General features: G+C 76.2%; 7 protein-coding genes. All 7 read right to left on the bottom strand.

Annotated elements, in window-relative coordinates; genetic code table 11:
• Positions 1-33: 33 nt before the first annotated feature.
• The 7 genes from ACFU74_RS06980 to ACFU74_RS06950 all read right to left on the bottom strand — a co-directional run bounded on the left by ACFU74_RS06980 (position 34) and on the right by ACFU74_RS06950 (position 15,698).
• A complete protein-coding gene (locus ACFU74_RS06980) occupies positions 34-1,032 on the bottom strand; it encodes a TauD/TfdA family dioxygenase (RefSeq protein ID WP_380753019.1) in 999 nt (332 codons plus the stop codon).
• A gap of 8 nt (positions 1,033-1,040) precedes the next feature.
• Positions 1,041-1,253, bottom strand: coding sequence for an MbtH family protein (locus tag ACFU74_RS06975; RefSeq protein WP_380622803.1), 213 nt, complete (start codon positions 1,251-1,253; stop codon positions 1,041-1,043).
• Positions 1,254-1,459: 206 nt separating this feature from the next.
• A complete protein-coding gene (locus ACFU74_RS06970) occupies positions 1,460-2,644 on the bottom strand; it encodes a cytochrome P450 (protein ID WP_380752961.1) in 1,185 nt (394 codons plus the stop codon).
• Complete coding sequence (locus tag ACFU74_RS06965) at positions 2,638-3,414, bottom strand: thioesterase II family protein (protein WP_380752959.1); 777 nt, start codon at positions 3,412-3,414, stop codon at positions 2,638-2,640. The genes ACFU74_RS06970 and ACFU74_RS06965 overlap by 7 nt, the downstream gene beginning before the upstream one ends.
• Before the next feature lie 1,256 nt (positions 3,415-4,670).
• A complete protein-coding gene (locus tag ACFU74_RS06960) occupies positions 4,671-6,488 on the bottom strand; it encodes a non-ribosomal peptide synthetase (RefSeq protein WP_380752957.1) in 1,818 nt (605 codons plus the stop codon).
• Positions 6,489-6,549: 61 nt separating this feature from the next.
• A complete protein-coding gene (locus tag ACFU74_RS06955; RefSeq protein WP_380752955.1) occupies positions 6,550-11,004 on the bottom strand; it encodes an amino acid adenylation domain-containing protein in 4,455 nt (1,484 codons plus the stop codon).
• A 44-nt stretch (positions 11,005-11,048) separates the two neighbouring features.
• The gene (locus ACFU74_RS06950; protein WP_380752952.1) at positions 11,049-15,698 is read right to left on the bottom strand and encodes an amino acid adenylation domain-containing protein; all 4,650 of its coding nucleotides are present in this window, start codon (positions 15,696-15,698) and stop codon (positions 11,049-11,051) included.
• Positions 15,699-15,864: the final 166 nt, after the last annotated feature.

Genomic DNA, 15,864 nt, shown 5'->3' with positions numbered 1-15,864 from the left:
TCTGCTCACGTCACGGGCGGGTGGGGGGCGCCGTCACGCGGCGACGGCGGTGGTCGGCAGGACCGAGGGGCGGCAGTCGAGGACGTCGACCGGGCGGCCCATCGCGACGGCGATCTTCCGGTCGCCGCGGTACGGGTCGCGGCCGTGCGCGCAGAGCACGTTGTCGACCAGCATCACGTCGCCGACCTGCCAGGTCTCCCGGACGGTGGCCGCCTCGTAGGCGGCGTTCAGCGCGTCGGCGTCCTCGCGGGTGAGCGGCTCGCCGTCGCCGAAGCCCGTGTTGAACGGCAGGCCGTCCGGGCCGAACTCCTCGACCATGGCCTCCCGGATGTCCGGGTCCAGCGACCACTCGTTCCAGAAGGCCAGGTGGTTGAACCAGGCCTCCTCGCCGGTGTGCGGGTGGTGGATGGTGGCCGGGCGCAGCTGGCTGGTGCGCAGGGTTCCGTCCTCCAGCCACTCCCAGCTGATGCCGTTCTCCCGGCAGTAGCGCTCGACCTCGGCGGGGTCCTCGGTGGCGAAGGCGGTCCGCCAGGGCAGCGAGACGTACTCCGAGTAGCTGCGGCTGAGCGTCCAGCCGGAGGTCCGGCCGCGCTCCGCCAGGTGCGGCGGCAGGGCGGCGAGGACCTTGCGGACGTCCGCCGTCGGGGTGGCGCCGCCCTCCTCCGGGGCGATCAGGCAGGCGAACAGCAGCCGGCCGGGGAAGGTCAGCGTGTAGCTGTTCTCGTTGTGCATCCGGATCGGCAGGGCGGCCGCCAGGTCCGTCGACGAGAAGACGCCGTTGCCGAAGTCGCTGCGCGGGGTGGCCTTCTCCCGGTACGGGGTGGGCTCGGGGATCAGCACGTCGCGGACGGCGGCGACGTCCTCGGTGGCGGCGACCGGCAGGCCGCGCAGGAAGACCGTGCCGTGCTCGTGCAGCGCGGCGGTCAGCTCGTCCTCGTGGGCCCGCAGCCAGGCGCAGCCCTCGGCGAGGTCGGCGACGGCCGGCACGTGGGCGAGGGCCGGGCGGCCGGGGTTCAGCTCCCAGGTGACCATGGCGGCGCTCACCGGCGGTCGAGGCCGGCGACCAGCGAGGCCGGGCGGATGTCGGTCCAGTTGGCCTCGATCCAGTCCAGGCACTCCTGGCGGGGGGCCTCGCCGTGGACGGTGGTCCAGCCGGCCGGCACGTCGATCCAGACCGGCCAGAGCGAGTGCTGGTTCTCGTCGTTGACCAGGACGAGGTAGCCGGCGCTGTCGTCCTCGAACGGGTTGCTCACGGTGGTCTCCTCGGTGAGGTGGTGGTCGCGGGTGGTCGTGGTGCGGTGGTTCGAAGGTAGGGGCGGGCCCGGCCCGGAAGCGGCACGAGGCCCGGCAGGAGAGCGGCAGTTCCATGACTGCCGTCCTCCTGCGCGGGCCTCGGCGCGGGGCGGGTGTGCGCGGGATGGTGCCGTGCTGTGCTGTGCGGGATGGTGCCGTGCGGCGCTCAGCGGGGTGCGAGACGAACCGGGAAGCGGTCCAGGCCGAAGTTGATGATCGAGCGGTTGTACTCCACCGGACCGGCCGGCTCGATCGACGACGCCTTCTCCAGCGCCGCCGTGAACAGCGCGCTCAGCTCGGTCTTCGCCAGCGGCGCGCCGATGCAGTAGTGGGCGCCCAGGCCGAGCGCCAGGTGCTTGTTGGGCGAGCGGTCCAGGCGGATCTCCTCCGGTGCCTCGAAGGCCTCCGGGTCCCGGTTCGCCGACCACACCCAGACCGCCACCCGGTCGCCGCGCCGGATCTGCCGCCCGGCCAGCTCGATGTCCCTGGTGGCGGTGCGCAGCGTGTGCAGCCCGACCGAGGTCCAGCGCAGCAGCTCGTCCACGGCGGAGTCCATGGACACCTCGCCGCGCTGCAGCTTCCGCCACAGGTCGGGGCGGTTGACCAGGGTGTGCAGCCCCATCGCGGCGGTGTGGCGGACCGTCTGGACCCCGCCGACCACGATGTTGTCCAGGTTGAGCACGACGTCCTCGACCGGCAGCAGCCGGCCGTTCACCTTGTAGGTGGCCATCATCGAGATGAGGTCGTCGCGCGGATCGCTGCGCCGCAGCATCACCTGGTGCAGCAGGTAGGGGATCAACTGCTGGTGCCCGGCCCGGCGTTCCTCCGGGGTGGCGCCGAGGAACGCCACGTCGCAGACCCGGACCATCATGTCGCGGTCCTGCTCCGGGACGTCCAGCAGGTCGCACATGACGGCCAGCGGCAGCGCGGAGACCACGTCGACGAGGTCCGCCTCGCCCTGCTCCACGGCCCGGTCGAACAGTTCGGCGGCCCGGTCGGCGATCGAGCGGGAGGCGCCGCGCACCCCGCCCTTGGAGAAGAACGGGTTGGCGGGGGCCCGCAGTTCACGGTGCCGGGGCGGGTCGGTGAGGGCCATCATCCGGCCCGAGCCGACCGGGACGTTGCCGACGCCGGCGCCCAGCAGCGAGCCGGACTCCGAGCTGAACACGGCCGCGTTGCGCAGCACGTCGGCCGACTCCCGGTAGGTCATCACCGACCAGATCGGCCCGTCGTCGACGGTGTCGGTGCGGTGCACGGGCGCCTCGGCCCGGAGTTCGGCGACCAGCTCCGGGGTGTCGGGGCGCGCCCACAGGGCGGGGTCGGTGAGGTCGACGGAGGTGGTGGTCACCATGGCTGCTGCTCCTCGGTGCTGGTCGGGAGGGGGTTCAGGAGGGTGCTCAGGAGGTCGACCGGGCCGGGCCGGTCGACGGTGGCGAGCAGGTGCCCGCCGGGCAGGACGCGGTGGCCGAAGGCGCCCCGGGTGTGGGCGGCCCAGCCGGTGAGGTCGGTGGTGGCGAGCATCGGGTCGTCGGCGCCGGCCAGCGCGTAGAGCGCGGAGCCGATCGGCGCGTGCGGGCGGTGGCGGTAGGTGGCGCTCACGGCGAGGTCGGTGCGGATGCCGCCGAGGGCGAGCTCGACCAGCTCCGGATCGGCCCGGACCAGCTCCTCCAGGCCCGTCAGGCGCAGGAGTTCACCCGCGTCGAGGTCCTTGGACTCGCGCTCGGTCCACTCGGCCGGGCACGGCGCCCCGGCCACCACCACCAGCTCGGGCCGTCGGTCGGCGGGCAGCGCCCGGGCCACCTCGTAGGCGAGCAGGGCGCCGAAGCTCTGCCCGTAGAAGGCGACCCGGCGGCCGGCCCCGAGGTGCGGGGCGAGGGCTTGGGCAGCGGCCTCGACCAGGGCCGCGAAGTCGGCGGGCATCGGGTCCCGGCTGCGGCCGCCCCGGGCCGGCGGCCGCAGCGCCCACACCTCGGCGGCGGGCGCGATGGCCCGGGCGAGCGGCGTGAAGGCGGTGGCGTCGCCCCCGGCGTGCGGGAAGCAGAACAGCCGTACGGGCGCGGCGGGTTGGGGGGCCGGGAGGAGGAACCAGTCCCCCTCGGCCCGGGGGCGCGCGGCGGGCACGGCCCGGACGGGCGGCGGCACCGGCGCCGGTGGCGGAGCTGCTACCGGCCTCGGGCGGACGCCGGTCGGCGGACGGTGCGGGAGGGCGCCTGCGGCGGGGCGCGGCCGGGCGGTGATCGGCGGACGGGAGGAGGCGGAGGGCCGAGCCTCCGCCGCGCCCCCTCTCGCCGGTCCGGGCGCGCCCGGCTCCGAGGCACGCCCCGGGCCCGGGCGGGATGCTGTCGGCGGACCGTCGGAGGAGCCGCCGGCCACGGAGACAGGCGGCCCGGAGGAGACCTCTGCATGCCCCGGGCCCGGGAGGTCCGCGGCGGGGCCGATCGGCAGGCCGCCAGAGGTCCTGCCCGCCGCCGTGGCGGCCGGGAACCGGGTCGGCACCCCGGCCCGTCGCGGGTCGGCGGCGGCAGTCGACGCGACGGCCGAACCGACGGCCGGGGCGCCGCGCACACCGTCGGCCGGAGCGTGCCCCGACCACGGACGGGCCACGGTCGGCGGACGGCCGGCCACCGCAGCGGCCGGGGCGATCGGCCGGCCGTCCGACAGCCCCGCCGCCACGGGCACGGGCGGCCCCGGAAGCACGATCCGCGCCGAGCCCGGGGTGATCACCGGACCGGCCGCGACCGAGACCACCGAACGCCGGGCCGACACACCGGCCGGAGCAGCAGCCAGGTCTGCGGCCGAGGCCACCGGCGGGCCGTCAGCCGAAACCGCGACCGGGACCTGCGGCGCGTCCGCCGCAGCGGGCGGCCCGACCGACGGACCGTTCGACAGGCCGGCCGGCACAGGAGCCGCAACCGAGGGCCCGTCAGCCGAGACCACCGAGCATGCACCGGCCCCGCGCGGATCCACCGTGGGCGACCAACCACCGGCTGCCGCCACGGCGGTCGCCGGGTGGGTGGCAGGAACCACGACCGACACCCTGGCTGAACACCCCCCACCAGACACCACCCCATCGACCGAGCCCGCATCCGCGGGCACCAGCGGGTGGGTGACAGGAACCGCGGGACGGTCGGCAGAAGGTGCGGTCGCGGGGCCGGCGAGCGGAGCAGGGGCCGTGGGGCAGGCGGCGGCCGACGTCGGGGCAGCGCCGGAAGCAGGTGCCGGCGAGTTCGCGGGACGGGCGGCCGGAGCGGAGGCCGTCGGGTCGACGGCGGAGGCCGAGATCAGCGGGCGGGCGGCGAACGCTGTGGGCCCGAAGCGGGTGGCGGTTGTCATCGGACCACCGGCGGGAGGCGATGCCGGCGGGTGCTCGGGGCCAGTCATCGGACGGCCGGGCGGCGGGCGGTGAGGGTGGGGCGGGCGGGGGCCGGGCCGGTGGTGGCGGCGTGTCGGACGGTGGTGGTGAAGGCGGCCAGGTCGGGGGCGTCGAGCAGGTGGCGCAGCTGGAGTTCGACGTTGAGCTTGCGGCGCAGCAGGTGGACGACGCGCAGGGCGGCGAGGGAGTGGCCGCCGAGGGTGAGGAAGTCGTCGGCGGGCAGCACCTCGGGGACGCCGAGCACGGTGCGCCACACCTCGGCGACCTGCTCCGCCACTCCCCCGCCCCCGTCCGACGGCGCCGCCGCCGGGACCGCCGGGGCGGGCAGGGCGCGGTGGTCGACCTTGCCGTTCGGGGTGAGCGGCAGGGCGTCCAGGACGGTCACCGTGGAGGGAACCAGGTGGCCGGGGAGGGTGTGGCGCAGGGCGGCGAGAAGCGCGGCGGGGTCGGCCGAGGGGCCGGTGACGTAGGCGGCGAGCCGGGTGTCCCCGGGCGCCGGCTCGTGGACGGTGACCGCGGCGGCGGTGACCCCGTCCAGGGCGGCCACCGCGTGCTCGACCTCGCCGAGTTCGATCCGGAAGCCGCGCACCTTGACCTGGCGGTCGACCCGCCCGACGTATTCCAGCAGTCCGTCCGCCGAACGCCGGGCCTGGTCGCCGGTGCGGTACATCCGCTCGCCGGGCGCGGTCGGGTCCGCGACGAACCGCCCGGCGGTCAGCCCCGGCCGCCCGGCGTAGCCGTGCGCCAGGCCGGGCCCGCCCAGGTACAGTTCGCCGACCGCGCCGGGCGCGGTGACCGGGGCCAGCCGCTCGTCCAGCAGGTGCACGCGGACGCCGGGCAGCGGCGTGCCCAGGTGCGGGCCGGGGCCGGTGATCCGGGCGGCGATCGCGTCGACGGTGCACTCGGTGGGCCCGTACAGGTTGAACGCCTCGATGCCGCCGTCGGCCAGTTCGCGCCAGGTGCGCTCGGGGACGGGCTCGCCGCCCATGAACAGGCGCGGGACGCTCGCGCCGCCGCCGAGCAGCGGTTCGCGGAGCAGCTGCCAGTGGGACGGGGTCAGGTCGAGGTCGGTGACGGCGTGCTCGGCGAGCAGTGCGACCAGCCGGGCCGGGTCGGCGCGCCGGGCGTCGTCGACGACCACGAGGGTGTCGCCCCGGCAGATCCGGATCCACTGCTGGACGGAGGCGTCGAAGGAGACGCTGGCGTTCCAGGCGACGACGGACGGCCCGGGACGGTAGGCGCCGATGTCCTCCAGGCCCGCGGCGAGGTCGGCGACGGCGCCGTGCGGCACCTCGACGCCCTTGGGGCGGCCGGTGGAGCCGGAGGTGTGGATGACGTAGGCGGGGTCCAGCGGGTGCGGGTCGGCGTCCTGGAGCGGCCCGGGCCCGGCGGCGTCCGGGCGCAGCACCACGACGCCGGCCGGGACGGGCGGCGCCGCCTCCGCGCTCACCACCGCGGTCAGGCCGGCGTCGGCGGCCGTGAAGGCGATCCGCTCGGCGGGGTAGGCCGGGTCGAGCGGCACGTACGCGGCGCCGGCCCGCCAGACGGCGAGCAGGGCGACGGGCAGGTCGAGGGTGCGGGCGAGGTGGACGCCGACCCGGTCGCCGCGCCGGACGCCGGCGGCGCGCAGGGCGGCGGCCAGGGCGGCGGTGCGGCGGTCCAGGGCGGCGAAGTCGAGGCTGCCGTCGGCGGCGTGCACGGCGGGCCGGCCGGGGTGGGCGGCGACGGCGGCGCGCAGCCGGGCCAGCAGGCCGGAGGCCGTGGCGGCGGTGGCAGGGGCGGGGGCGGGGGCGATGACGGCCGGCTCCGCGAAGGTGGTCATGGCGGGGGTACTCCTCCGTGCGAGGTGGGGTGGGAAGGGCGGTGCTCGAAGTCGGGGGCCGTCAGACGCCCGAGGCCAGGCGGGCCAGGGCCGCCGCGTAGGCGTCGATGAACTCCTCCGCCGTGGCGTCGTCGACGAGCGCCCGCTGGTGGTCCACGGCCAGCAGCACCCGCTGGGTGACCGGGTCCTGGATCAGCGAGGCGCCGAAGGTGAAGCTGTTCGGCTCGTGCCGGTAGGTGGGTTCGGTGCCGATCCGGCCGTCCTCGATGCGGGCCGCGCTGAGCCGGCCGAGGGCGTGGAAGCGCAGGTAGCCGAACTGGCTGTCGAGCGCGGTGTCGGCCATCATCCGGGCCAGCCGGGCGAACGGCACCCGGCGGTGCGGCATCATGTCGAGTTCCTCGCGGTGGACGTGGCGCACCAGCGCCGCGAGGTCCTCGCCCGGTTCGGCGACCAGCGGGACGGTGTTGAGGAAGAGCCCGTAGACCTCGGTGCCGCCGAGCCGTTCCAGCCGGCCGTTCATCGCCAGCCCGGTGGTGACCCGGGGCCGCCCGGTGATGCGGGCGAGGGCGTGCAGGTGGGCGGCGAGCGCGACGGACTTGACCGGGACGGCGAGCGCGTCGGCGACGGCGCGCAGCTGGCCGGGGGCCTCCGGCAGCACCCGTTCGACGGTGCGCGGCAGCTCGTGGACGTGCTCGCTGCCCGGCCAGAGCTGGCCGGTGGCACCGTCCAGCCGCCGGTGCCAGTAGGCGAGCGAGTCCGGGTCGGCGGCGGCGGCGCGTTCGACGGCCACGAAGTCGCGGAAGGCGGTGCGCGGCGGCGGGGTGGGCGCGGAGACCGGGTCGGCGGCGAGCGCCGCGTGCCGTTCGAGGATCTCGGTGAGCAGCGAGGTGAAGCTCCAGCCGTCGAGGATCGCGTGGTGCTCGGAGACGGTCAGCTGGAAGGCGTCGGCGGCCAGGCGCTGCACGGTGATCCGGAACAGCGGGGGCGCGGTGAGGTCGAACGGGCGGTCGCGGTGGTGTGCGAAGACGGCCCGGATCGCGGCGTCCTGCTCCTGCTCGCCGCGCCCGCGCAGGTCGGCGAACTCGACGGGGGCGGGCAGCGTGCCGTGCACCAGTTGCAGCGGTTCGCCGTAGCCGGAGAGGTCGAGGCCGGTGCGCAGGACGGCGTGCCGGGCCATCGCCTCGTTGACGGAGCGGCGCAGCGCGGTCTCGTCGAGTTCGCCGGCGAGGCGGTAGGAGTTGACGTTGTGGTAGCTGTCGGTGCCGCCGGCGACCTCCATGTGGAAGACCATCGACAGCTGCATGGAGACCATCGGGTAGGCGTCGACGATGCCCGGCGGCAGTTCGGCGCGGTCGTCCTCGTCGATCAGGGCGAACGGCCGGTCGGCGCCGGGGTCGGCCTGGACGGGCCGGGCCAGCGGCAGCAGGGCGGCGACGGTGGGCGCGTTGAAGACGTCCCGCAGGGAGAGCTGCCAGCCGCGGTCGTGCAGGGCGCCGGCGAGCTGGACGGCGCGGATGGAGTCGCCGCCGAGGTGGAAGAAGTCGTCGTGGACGCCGATCCCGCCCACCCCGAGCACCTCGGTCCAGACGGCGGCGAACAGTTCCTCCTCCGGGGTGCGCGGCTCGACGTGCCGGCCGGCCCGTTCGGGGGCGGCGCGGCCGGGGGCGGGCAGCGCGGCCCGGTCGACCTTGCCGTTGACGGTGAGCGGCAGCGCGTCCAGCACGGTGACGCTCGCCGGGACCATGTAGGCGGGCAGCGAGCGGCCGAGGAAGCCGCGCAGGTCGTCGGGGGCGCGGCCGGTGACGTAGGCGGCGAGCCGGTCGTCGTGCACGGTGACCACGCAGGCGTCGACGTCGGGATGGGCGGCGAGGGCGTTCTCGATCTCGCCGAGCTCGATCCGGAAGCCGCGCAGTTTGACCTGGAAGTCGGCGCGCCCGACGTACTCCAGGCCGCCGTCCGGCAGCCGTTTGGCGACGTCGCCGGTGCGGTAGAGGCGGGCGCCGGGCGGTCCTGCGGGGTCGGCGACGAAGCGTCCGGCGGTGAGGCCGGGGCGGCCCCAGTAGCCGTGGGCGAGGCTGCCGCCGCCGATGTAGAGCTCGCCGGGGACGCCGGGCGGGCAGGGGCGCAGCCAGTCGTCCAGGACGGCGGCGGTGAGGTGCGGCATGGGTTCGCCGATGAGGCTGCGCTCGAAGCCGGCGCCGCCCTCGGCGACGTCGTGGACCGTGACGTGGACGGTGGTCTCGGTGATGCCGTAGAGGTTGCAGAGCCGGGCGGGCGGCAGCGGGTCGAGGTCGTGCCAGCGCTGGACGACGCCGGGGTCCAGGGCCTCGCCGCCGAGCATGATCCAGCGCAGCGCGGGCAGGGCGCGGGGGCGGCGGCGCAGGGCCGGTTCGAGCTGGCGCAGTGCGGACGGGGTGAGGCAGAGGTGGGTGACCCGCTGGTCGTCGAGGAGTTCGGCGAACTCCTCGGGCGAGCGGCTGGTCAGGTAGGGGACGACGAGCAGGCGGGCGCCGTGCAGCAGCGCGCCCCACAGTTCCCAGACGGTCCAGTCGAAGGCGTAGCTGTGGAAGAGCGTCCAGGCGGTGTCGGGGCCGAAGCCGAAGTGGTCGCGGCCGGAGTCGAGCAGCCGGCTGACGTGCTCGTGGGCGACGGCGACGCCCTTGGGGCGGCCGGTGGAGCCGGAGGTGAAGATCAGGTAGGCGAGGTCGCCGGGGCGGCCGGCGGCGGACGGGCGGGTGTCGGGCCGGGCGGCGATCTCGGCGGCCCTGGCGGTGAGGTCGAGGGTCTGCCAGGGGCCGGCGGGGGCGCGGTCGGGGCGGTCGGTGAGGACGGCGGTGACCGCGGTGTCGCCGAAGACCAGGGCGGCCCGGTCGGCGGGGGCGGCGAGGTCGACGGGCACGTAGGCGGCGCCGGTCTTGAGGACGGCGAGGATCGCGACCGGGACGGCGACGGTGCGTTCCAGCAGCAGGCCGACCCGGTCGCCGGGGCGTACTCCGGCGGCGCGCAGGGTGTGCGCCAACCGGTTGGCGCGGCGGTCGAGTTCGGCGTAGTCGAGGCTCTCCCGCCCGTCGGCGACGGCCGGGCGATCGCCGTACGCGTCGACGGCGCGCTCGAAGAGGTGGTGCAGGCAGTGGCCCTCGTCGAGCCGGGCGGGCCGGGGGCGCTGTCCGGCCGCGGGGGCGGCGGTGAGCCGGAGCACGGTGGCGTCCGGGTCGGCGAGGGCGGCGTCCAGCAGGGCCGCGTAGTCGGCGGCGAGGCGCCGGACGGTGGCGGGGTCGAAGAGGTCGGTGCTGTACTCGGCCTCGCCGCGCAGTTCACCGCCGGCGTCCTCGGCGGGTTCGAAGACGGACCAGGTCAGGTCGAACTTGCTGGTGCCGTTGGATCGGACGGTGCGCCGGCCGGTGGCCGCGCCGAGGGCGAGCGGCGTGCGGTCCTCGCCGTGGGCGCCGAACACCACCTGGACCAGCGGCGGGTGCTGCGGGGTGCGGGCGGTGCCGAGGTGGTCGACCAGCTGGTCGAAGGGCAGGTCGAGGTAGCCGAAGGCGTCGAAGGCGCCGTCCTGGATGTCGGCGACCAGGGCGCGGAAGGTCGCGTCCGGGGCGAGCCGGATGCGCAGCGGCAGCAGGTTGACGAAGTAGCCGAGCAGGTCGGCGAGTTCGGGGCGGCCCCGGGTGGTGACCGGGGTGCCGACGAGCAGGTCGTCGGCGCCGGTCCAGCGGTTCAGCAGCAGGGCGAAGGCGGCGAGCTGGACGGTGAACGGGGTGGCGCCCTCCTGTTCGGCGAGGGCCCGGACGCGGGCGGCGCTGCCGGGGGCGAGTGCGAAGTGCTCGGTGGCGCCGTGCTCGCCGCGCTCGGCGGGGCGCGGGCGGTCGCCGGGCAGGTCGAGCAGGGCGGGGGCGCCGTCGAGGCGGTCCTTCCAGTGGGCGAGGTGCTCCTCGTAGGAGGTGTGCCGCTCCTCCTCGGCCCAGTCGGCGTACCGGGTGGTGAGGGCCGGCAGGTCCGGCGTCCGCCGGTCGGCGAGCGCCCGGTAGGACTCGGCGAGTTCGCGTTCGAAGAGCTCGGCCGACCAGCCGTCCCAGATGATGTGGTGGACGACGAACAGCAGGGTGGTGCGCTCGTCGGCGAGCCGGATCGCCTCGGCGCGCAGCAGCGGGCCGGCGGCGAGGTCGAACGGCTCGGCGGCGCGTTCGGCGATCAACTCCTCGGCGCGGCCGTCCCGTTCATCCTCGGGGAGGGTGCGCAGGTCGGTGACGGCGAGCGGGACCGTCAGGCCGGGGTGGACGTGCTGGCGGGGGCCGTCGGGGTGCAGGGCGAACGTGGTGCGCAGGGCCTCCTGCCGGGCGGCGACGGCGTCCAGGGCGCGGGCCAGCAGGCCGAGGTCGAGCGGGCCGGTGACGTCGTACGTCCAGGGGGTGGTGTAGGTGACGCTGCTCGGGTCCAGTCGGTCGAGGAACCAGAGGCCGCGCTGGAGGCCGGAGACGGGTGCGGTGCGGGCGGGTTCGGCTGCCGGGCTCACGGTGTCGTTCCTTCCTGTCCGGCTGGTGTCGGGGCGGGCGGTCGTCACGAGGCCAGCCGTTCGGCGATGGCGCCCACGGTGCGGCCGCGGAACACCACGTGCGGCGGGACGCGCGTGCCGGTCTGCTGCGAGAGCTTCATCGCGACCCGCACGGCCGCCAGCGAGTTGCCGCCGATCCGGAAGAAGTTGGTGTCCGGACCGAGGTCCTCGGGCAGGTCGAGGACGGAGCGCACGGCGTCGGCGACCAGCCGCTGGTGCGGGGTGAGCGCGTCGGCCGGATCGGCGGCGCGGCGCCCGGCGGGGGCGGGCAGGGCCTTGCGGTCGACCTTGCCGTTGGGGTTGAGCGGCAGCGCCTCCAGCACGTCGACGCTCGCGGGCACCATGTGCTCGGGCAGCAGGGCGGCCAGGTGGTCCAGCAGCACCTCCGGGGCGGGGGCGCCCGTGCCCGCGTCGAGGGTGACGTAGGCGGCGAGCCGGTGGTCGCCGGGGGCGGGCGTGTGGACGGTGACGGCGGCCTCGCGGACGGCGGGGTGGCGGGTCAGCGCGTCCTCGATCTCGCCGGGCTCGACCCGGAAGCCGCGGACCTTGACCTGGTCGTCGATCCGGCCGGTGATCTCCAGCAGGCCGTCCGGGCGCCGGTGGCCGAGGTCGCCGGTACGGTAGAGCCGCTCGCCGGGGGCGCCGAAGGGGGCGGCGACGAAGCGTTCGGCGGTCAGCGCGGGCCGGCCGACGTAGCCGTGGGCGAGGCCGCCGCCGGACGCGTACAGCTCGCCGGTGGCACCGTCGGGGACGGGCCGCAGCAGTTCGTCGAGGACGTGGACGGCCTTGCCGTGCAGCGGGCGGCCGATCGGGATGGCGGCGCCGGCGGCGTCCTCGGGGGTGGCGCGGTGGCAGGTGGTGAGGCCGAGGCTCTCCACCGGGCCGTAGCCGTTGGCGACGACCAGGTCCGGGTACTGGCCGAGCGCCTTGCCGACATGGGTGACGGAGGCCCGCTCGCCGGCCGTGAAGGCGACCTTGAGGTCGTCGTAGGTCTCCGGGAACTCCTCCAGCAGGAAGTTGAACAGGCTGGCGGAGAGCTGGAGCTGGGTGACGCCGTGGCGCCGGGTCAGCTCGGCGACGGCCTGCGGGTCGGGCCGCTGGCCGGGCTGGAGCACGCAGACCCCGCCGAAGGCCAGCGCGCCGTACAGCTCCAGGGCGAAGGCGTCCCAGGAGACCGGGGAGCACTGCAGCCAGACCTCGTCGGGGCCGAAGCGGGCGTAGTCCTGGCCGAGGTAGGTGGTGGTGAGCGCGCGGTGCGGGACGGCGACGCCCTTGGGTCGGCCGGTGGAGCCGGAGGTGAACATCACGCAGGCGAGGTCGTCGCCGGTGACCGGCACGCCCGGGTCGTGGCCGGGGCGCGCGGCGATCGCGGCGGCCTGGGCGTCCAGGTCGAGGTGGTCCCCGACGGGGAACGGCGGGCTCGCGTGCCGGTGGGTGACCAGCAGGGCGGCGCCGCTGTCGGCGACCGCGCCGGCCAGCCGCTCGGCCGGGAAGTCCGGGTCCAGCAGGGTGTAGGCGGCGCCGGTCTTGAGTGCGCCGAGCAGGGCGGTGACCAGGTCGGGGCCGCGCTCGACCAGCACGGCGACGGTGTCGCCGCGGCCGATCCCGGCCTCCGCCAGGTGGTGCGCGAGCCGGTTCGCCCGGGTGTTCAACTCGCCGTAGGAGAGCCGCTGTTCGCCGGACACCAGGGCGAGCGCGGCGGGGGCGGCGGCGGCCCGGGCCTCGACCAGGGCGTGCACGGGCGCCTCGACGGCGGTGGCGAGGGTGCCCAGCCAGGCGTCGCACAGCTCGGCCATGGTGGCGGCGTCGAACAGGTCGGAGTCGTACTCGAAGCGGCCGGTGAAGTCGGTGCCCCGGTCGTCGACCGAGATCGACAGGTCGAAGCGGGAGACCGGGTTGGAGTACAGCTCGCGGGTCACCTCGACGCCGCCGACGGTCAGCGGGCGGGTGTCCAGCGGGTGCAGTTCCAGCAGCACCTGGCAGAGCGGGTTGCGGTTGTCGGCGCGCTCGTCGTCCGGGCGGCCCTCCAGGACGCTCGCCGCGATGTCGTCGAACGGCGCCTCCTGGTGGCGGTAGCCGGCGATCGCCACCTCGCGGACGTGCCGGACCAGTTCGCGGAAGTCCGCGGTCTCGCCGATCCGCACCCGCAGCGGCAGCAGGTTGACGAAGTAGCCGACCAGCGCGTCGAGTTCGGCCCGGCCCCGGACGCTCACCGGGGAGCCGAGCACCAGGTCGCGCTGCCCGGTGCGGCGGTGCAGGGTGAGCGCCAGGCCGGCCAGCAGCACCATGAACGGGGTGGCGTCCTCGCTGCGGGCCAGCGCGCGGACCGCCTCGGCGACCGGGCGCGGCATCGCGAAGCGGTGGAAGTCGCCGCGGAAGCGCTGGACGTCGGGCCTGGGGTGGTCGGTGGGCAGCACGGGTTCGGTCGGCGCGTCGGCCAGGTGCTCGCGCCAGTGGGCGAGTTGGCGCTCGGCGTGGTCCGGGTCCCGGTAGCGCCAGGCGCTGTAGTCGGCGTACTGGACGGCGGGCTCGGGCAGCGCGGCCGGGCGGTCGGCGGCCAGTGCCTCGTACAGGGTGGCGAGTTCGCCCTCCAGGACGGGCAGCGAGCCCTCGTCCCAGACGATGTGGTGGCAGAGCAGCAGCAGGGTGGCGGTGTCGCCGGTGCGGTAGAGGTGGGCGCGCAGCAGCGGGCCGGCCTCCAGGTCGAAGGGGACCAGCGCAGCCTCGGCGACCAGTGCGTCCACCCGCCCGGCCTCGGTGTCCGTCACGGCGAACGGCACCTCCGCGGCGGGGTGGACCAGCTGGCGGGGCCCGTCCTCGGTGAACGCGAAGGTGGTGCGCAGCGCCTCGTGCCGGGCCACCACGCCCTCCAGCGCCCGCCGCAGCAGCTCCGGGTCGACCGGGCCGGCGAAGCGGAACACCCACGGCACGATGTAGGTGGGCGCGCCCGGGTTCCACTGGTCGAGGAACCACAGCCCGCGCTGGTACGGGGAGAGCGGTGCCGAGGCGGCCCCGGCCCGGGTCAGCGGCGGGCGCTCGCCCCCGGAGGCGGCGGTGACTGCGGCGGCGAACCCGGCGAGGGTCGGGGCGTCGAAGATGGTGTACGGGGAGATCATGCCGAAGACGTCGAAGACCCGGCCGACCACCCGTACGGCGGTCAGCGAATCGCCGCCCAGGTGGAAGAAGTTGTCCTCGGCGCCGACCTCGGGCACGCCCAGCACGTCCGCCCAGACGGCGGCGATCAGCTGCTCCGCGGGGGTGCGCAGCGGGCGGCCCGCCGGGGCGGCGGCGGGCGCGCTCTGCGGCTCGGGCAGGGCGGCCCGGTCGACCTTGCCGCCGGCGGTCAGCGGGAAGGCGTCCAGCACGGTGACGGTGGCCGGGACCATGTGCTCGGGCAGCCGCTCGGCCAGGTGGGCGCGGAGCGCGGCGGGGTCGGGGGCGTCGCCGGTGACGTAGCCGGCGAGCCGGCCCTCGTGGGCCACGACGACGGCGGCGGCGACGCCGGGGCGCGCGGCGAGCAGCTGCTCGATCTCGCCGGGCTCGACCCGGAAGCCGCGGATCTTCACCTGGTGGTCGGTGCGGCCGACGAACTCCAGCGGGGCGTCCGGGCCCTCACGGCGCACGAGGTCGCCGGTGCGGTACATCCGGGCGCCCGGCTCGGGCGCGAACGGGTCCGCCACGAACCGGCCCGCCGTCAGGCCCGGGCGGCCGTGGTAGCCGGCGGCGAGCAACGGCCCGCCGAGGTACAGCTCCCCGGCCTTGCCGGGTGCGGTGACCGGCCGCAGCCGGTCGTCCAGCAGGTAGGCGCGGCGCTCGCCGAGCGGGGTGCCGATCGGGACCGCGTCCGCCTCGGCGGGGCCGGACAGCTCGTGGACGGTGGCGGTGATCACGGTCTCGGTGGGCCCGTAGGCGTTGAGCAGCGGCACCCCGGTGGCGGCCCACCAGCCGGCGGCGGTGTCCGGGTGGAGCCGGTCGCTTCCGGAGACCATCAGGCGCAGGGTGCGCGGGGCGCGGCCGCGGGCGCGCAGCGCCGTCACCAGCTCCTGGAAGTAGCCGGCGGCGAGGTTGGCCACGGTGACGCCCTCGGCGTCCAGCAGGTCCAGCAGGGCGTCCGGGGCGAGCAGTTGCTGCTCGGGGACGAGCAGGCAGGCGCCGGCGGACAGGGCGGTGAGCGCCTGCTCCACGGCGACGTCGACGGTGGGGCGGGCGAGGTGCAGCACGACGTCGTCGGCGGTGAGGCCGAAGCGGTCGACGGCGGCGGCGAGGTGGCCGGTCAGCGCGGCGAGCGGGACGTGCACGCCCTTGGGACGGCCGGTGGTGCCGGAGGTGTAGATGAGGTAGCCGGGGGCGGCGGCGGCCCCTTCGGACGGCGCGGGCCCGGTGAGGTCGAGGGTGGCGCCGGCGTCCTCGCGGATCCAGCGGTTGCGCTCCTCGGGGGCCTCCCGGTCCAGCGGCAGGTAGACGGCCCCGGCGCGCAGGGCGGCGAGCAGGCCGACCAGGTGGTCCAGCCGGTCGCGGCCGGTGACGGCCACCGTGCGCCCGGGGGCGATCCGGGCGGCGAGGGCGCCGCTCAGCTCGTCCAGCTCCCGGTAGCTGACGACCCGGGCGCCGAGCCGTACGGCCGGCCGGTCCGGGAACCGGCGCGCGACGGACATGAAGGGGAAACCGCTAGATTCCATCATCCAACCCCGATGAATTGACGACGCTGCGGGCAGTGGTCTCGACGATAGGGCGGCTTTCCGGGGCCGATCGGCAGAACTCCCGGAAGACCATCGGCAGTTTCAACTGCCGCTTGAACGAGGGGGGTTGACGGAACGCCGA

This window comes from Kitasatospora sp. NPDC057500 (assembly GCF_042802195.1).
Classification (GTDB): Bacteria; Actinomycetota; Actinomycetes; order Streptomycetales; family Streptomycetaceae; genus Kitasatospora.
The sequence above is the reverse complement of the archived record's forward strand: the minus strand, read 5'-3'. Positions and strand labels throughout refer to the sequence as shown.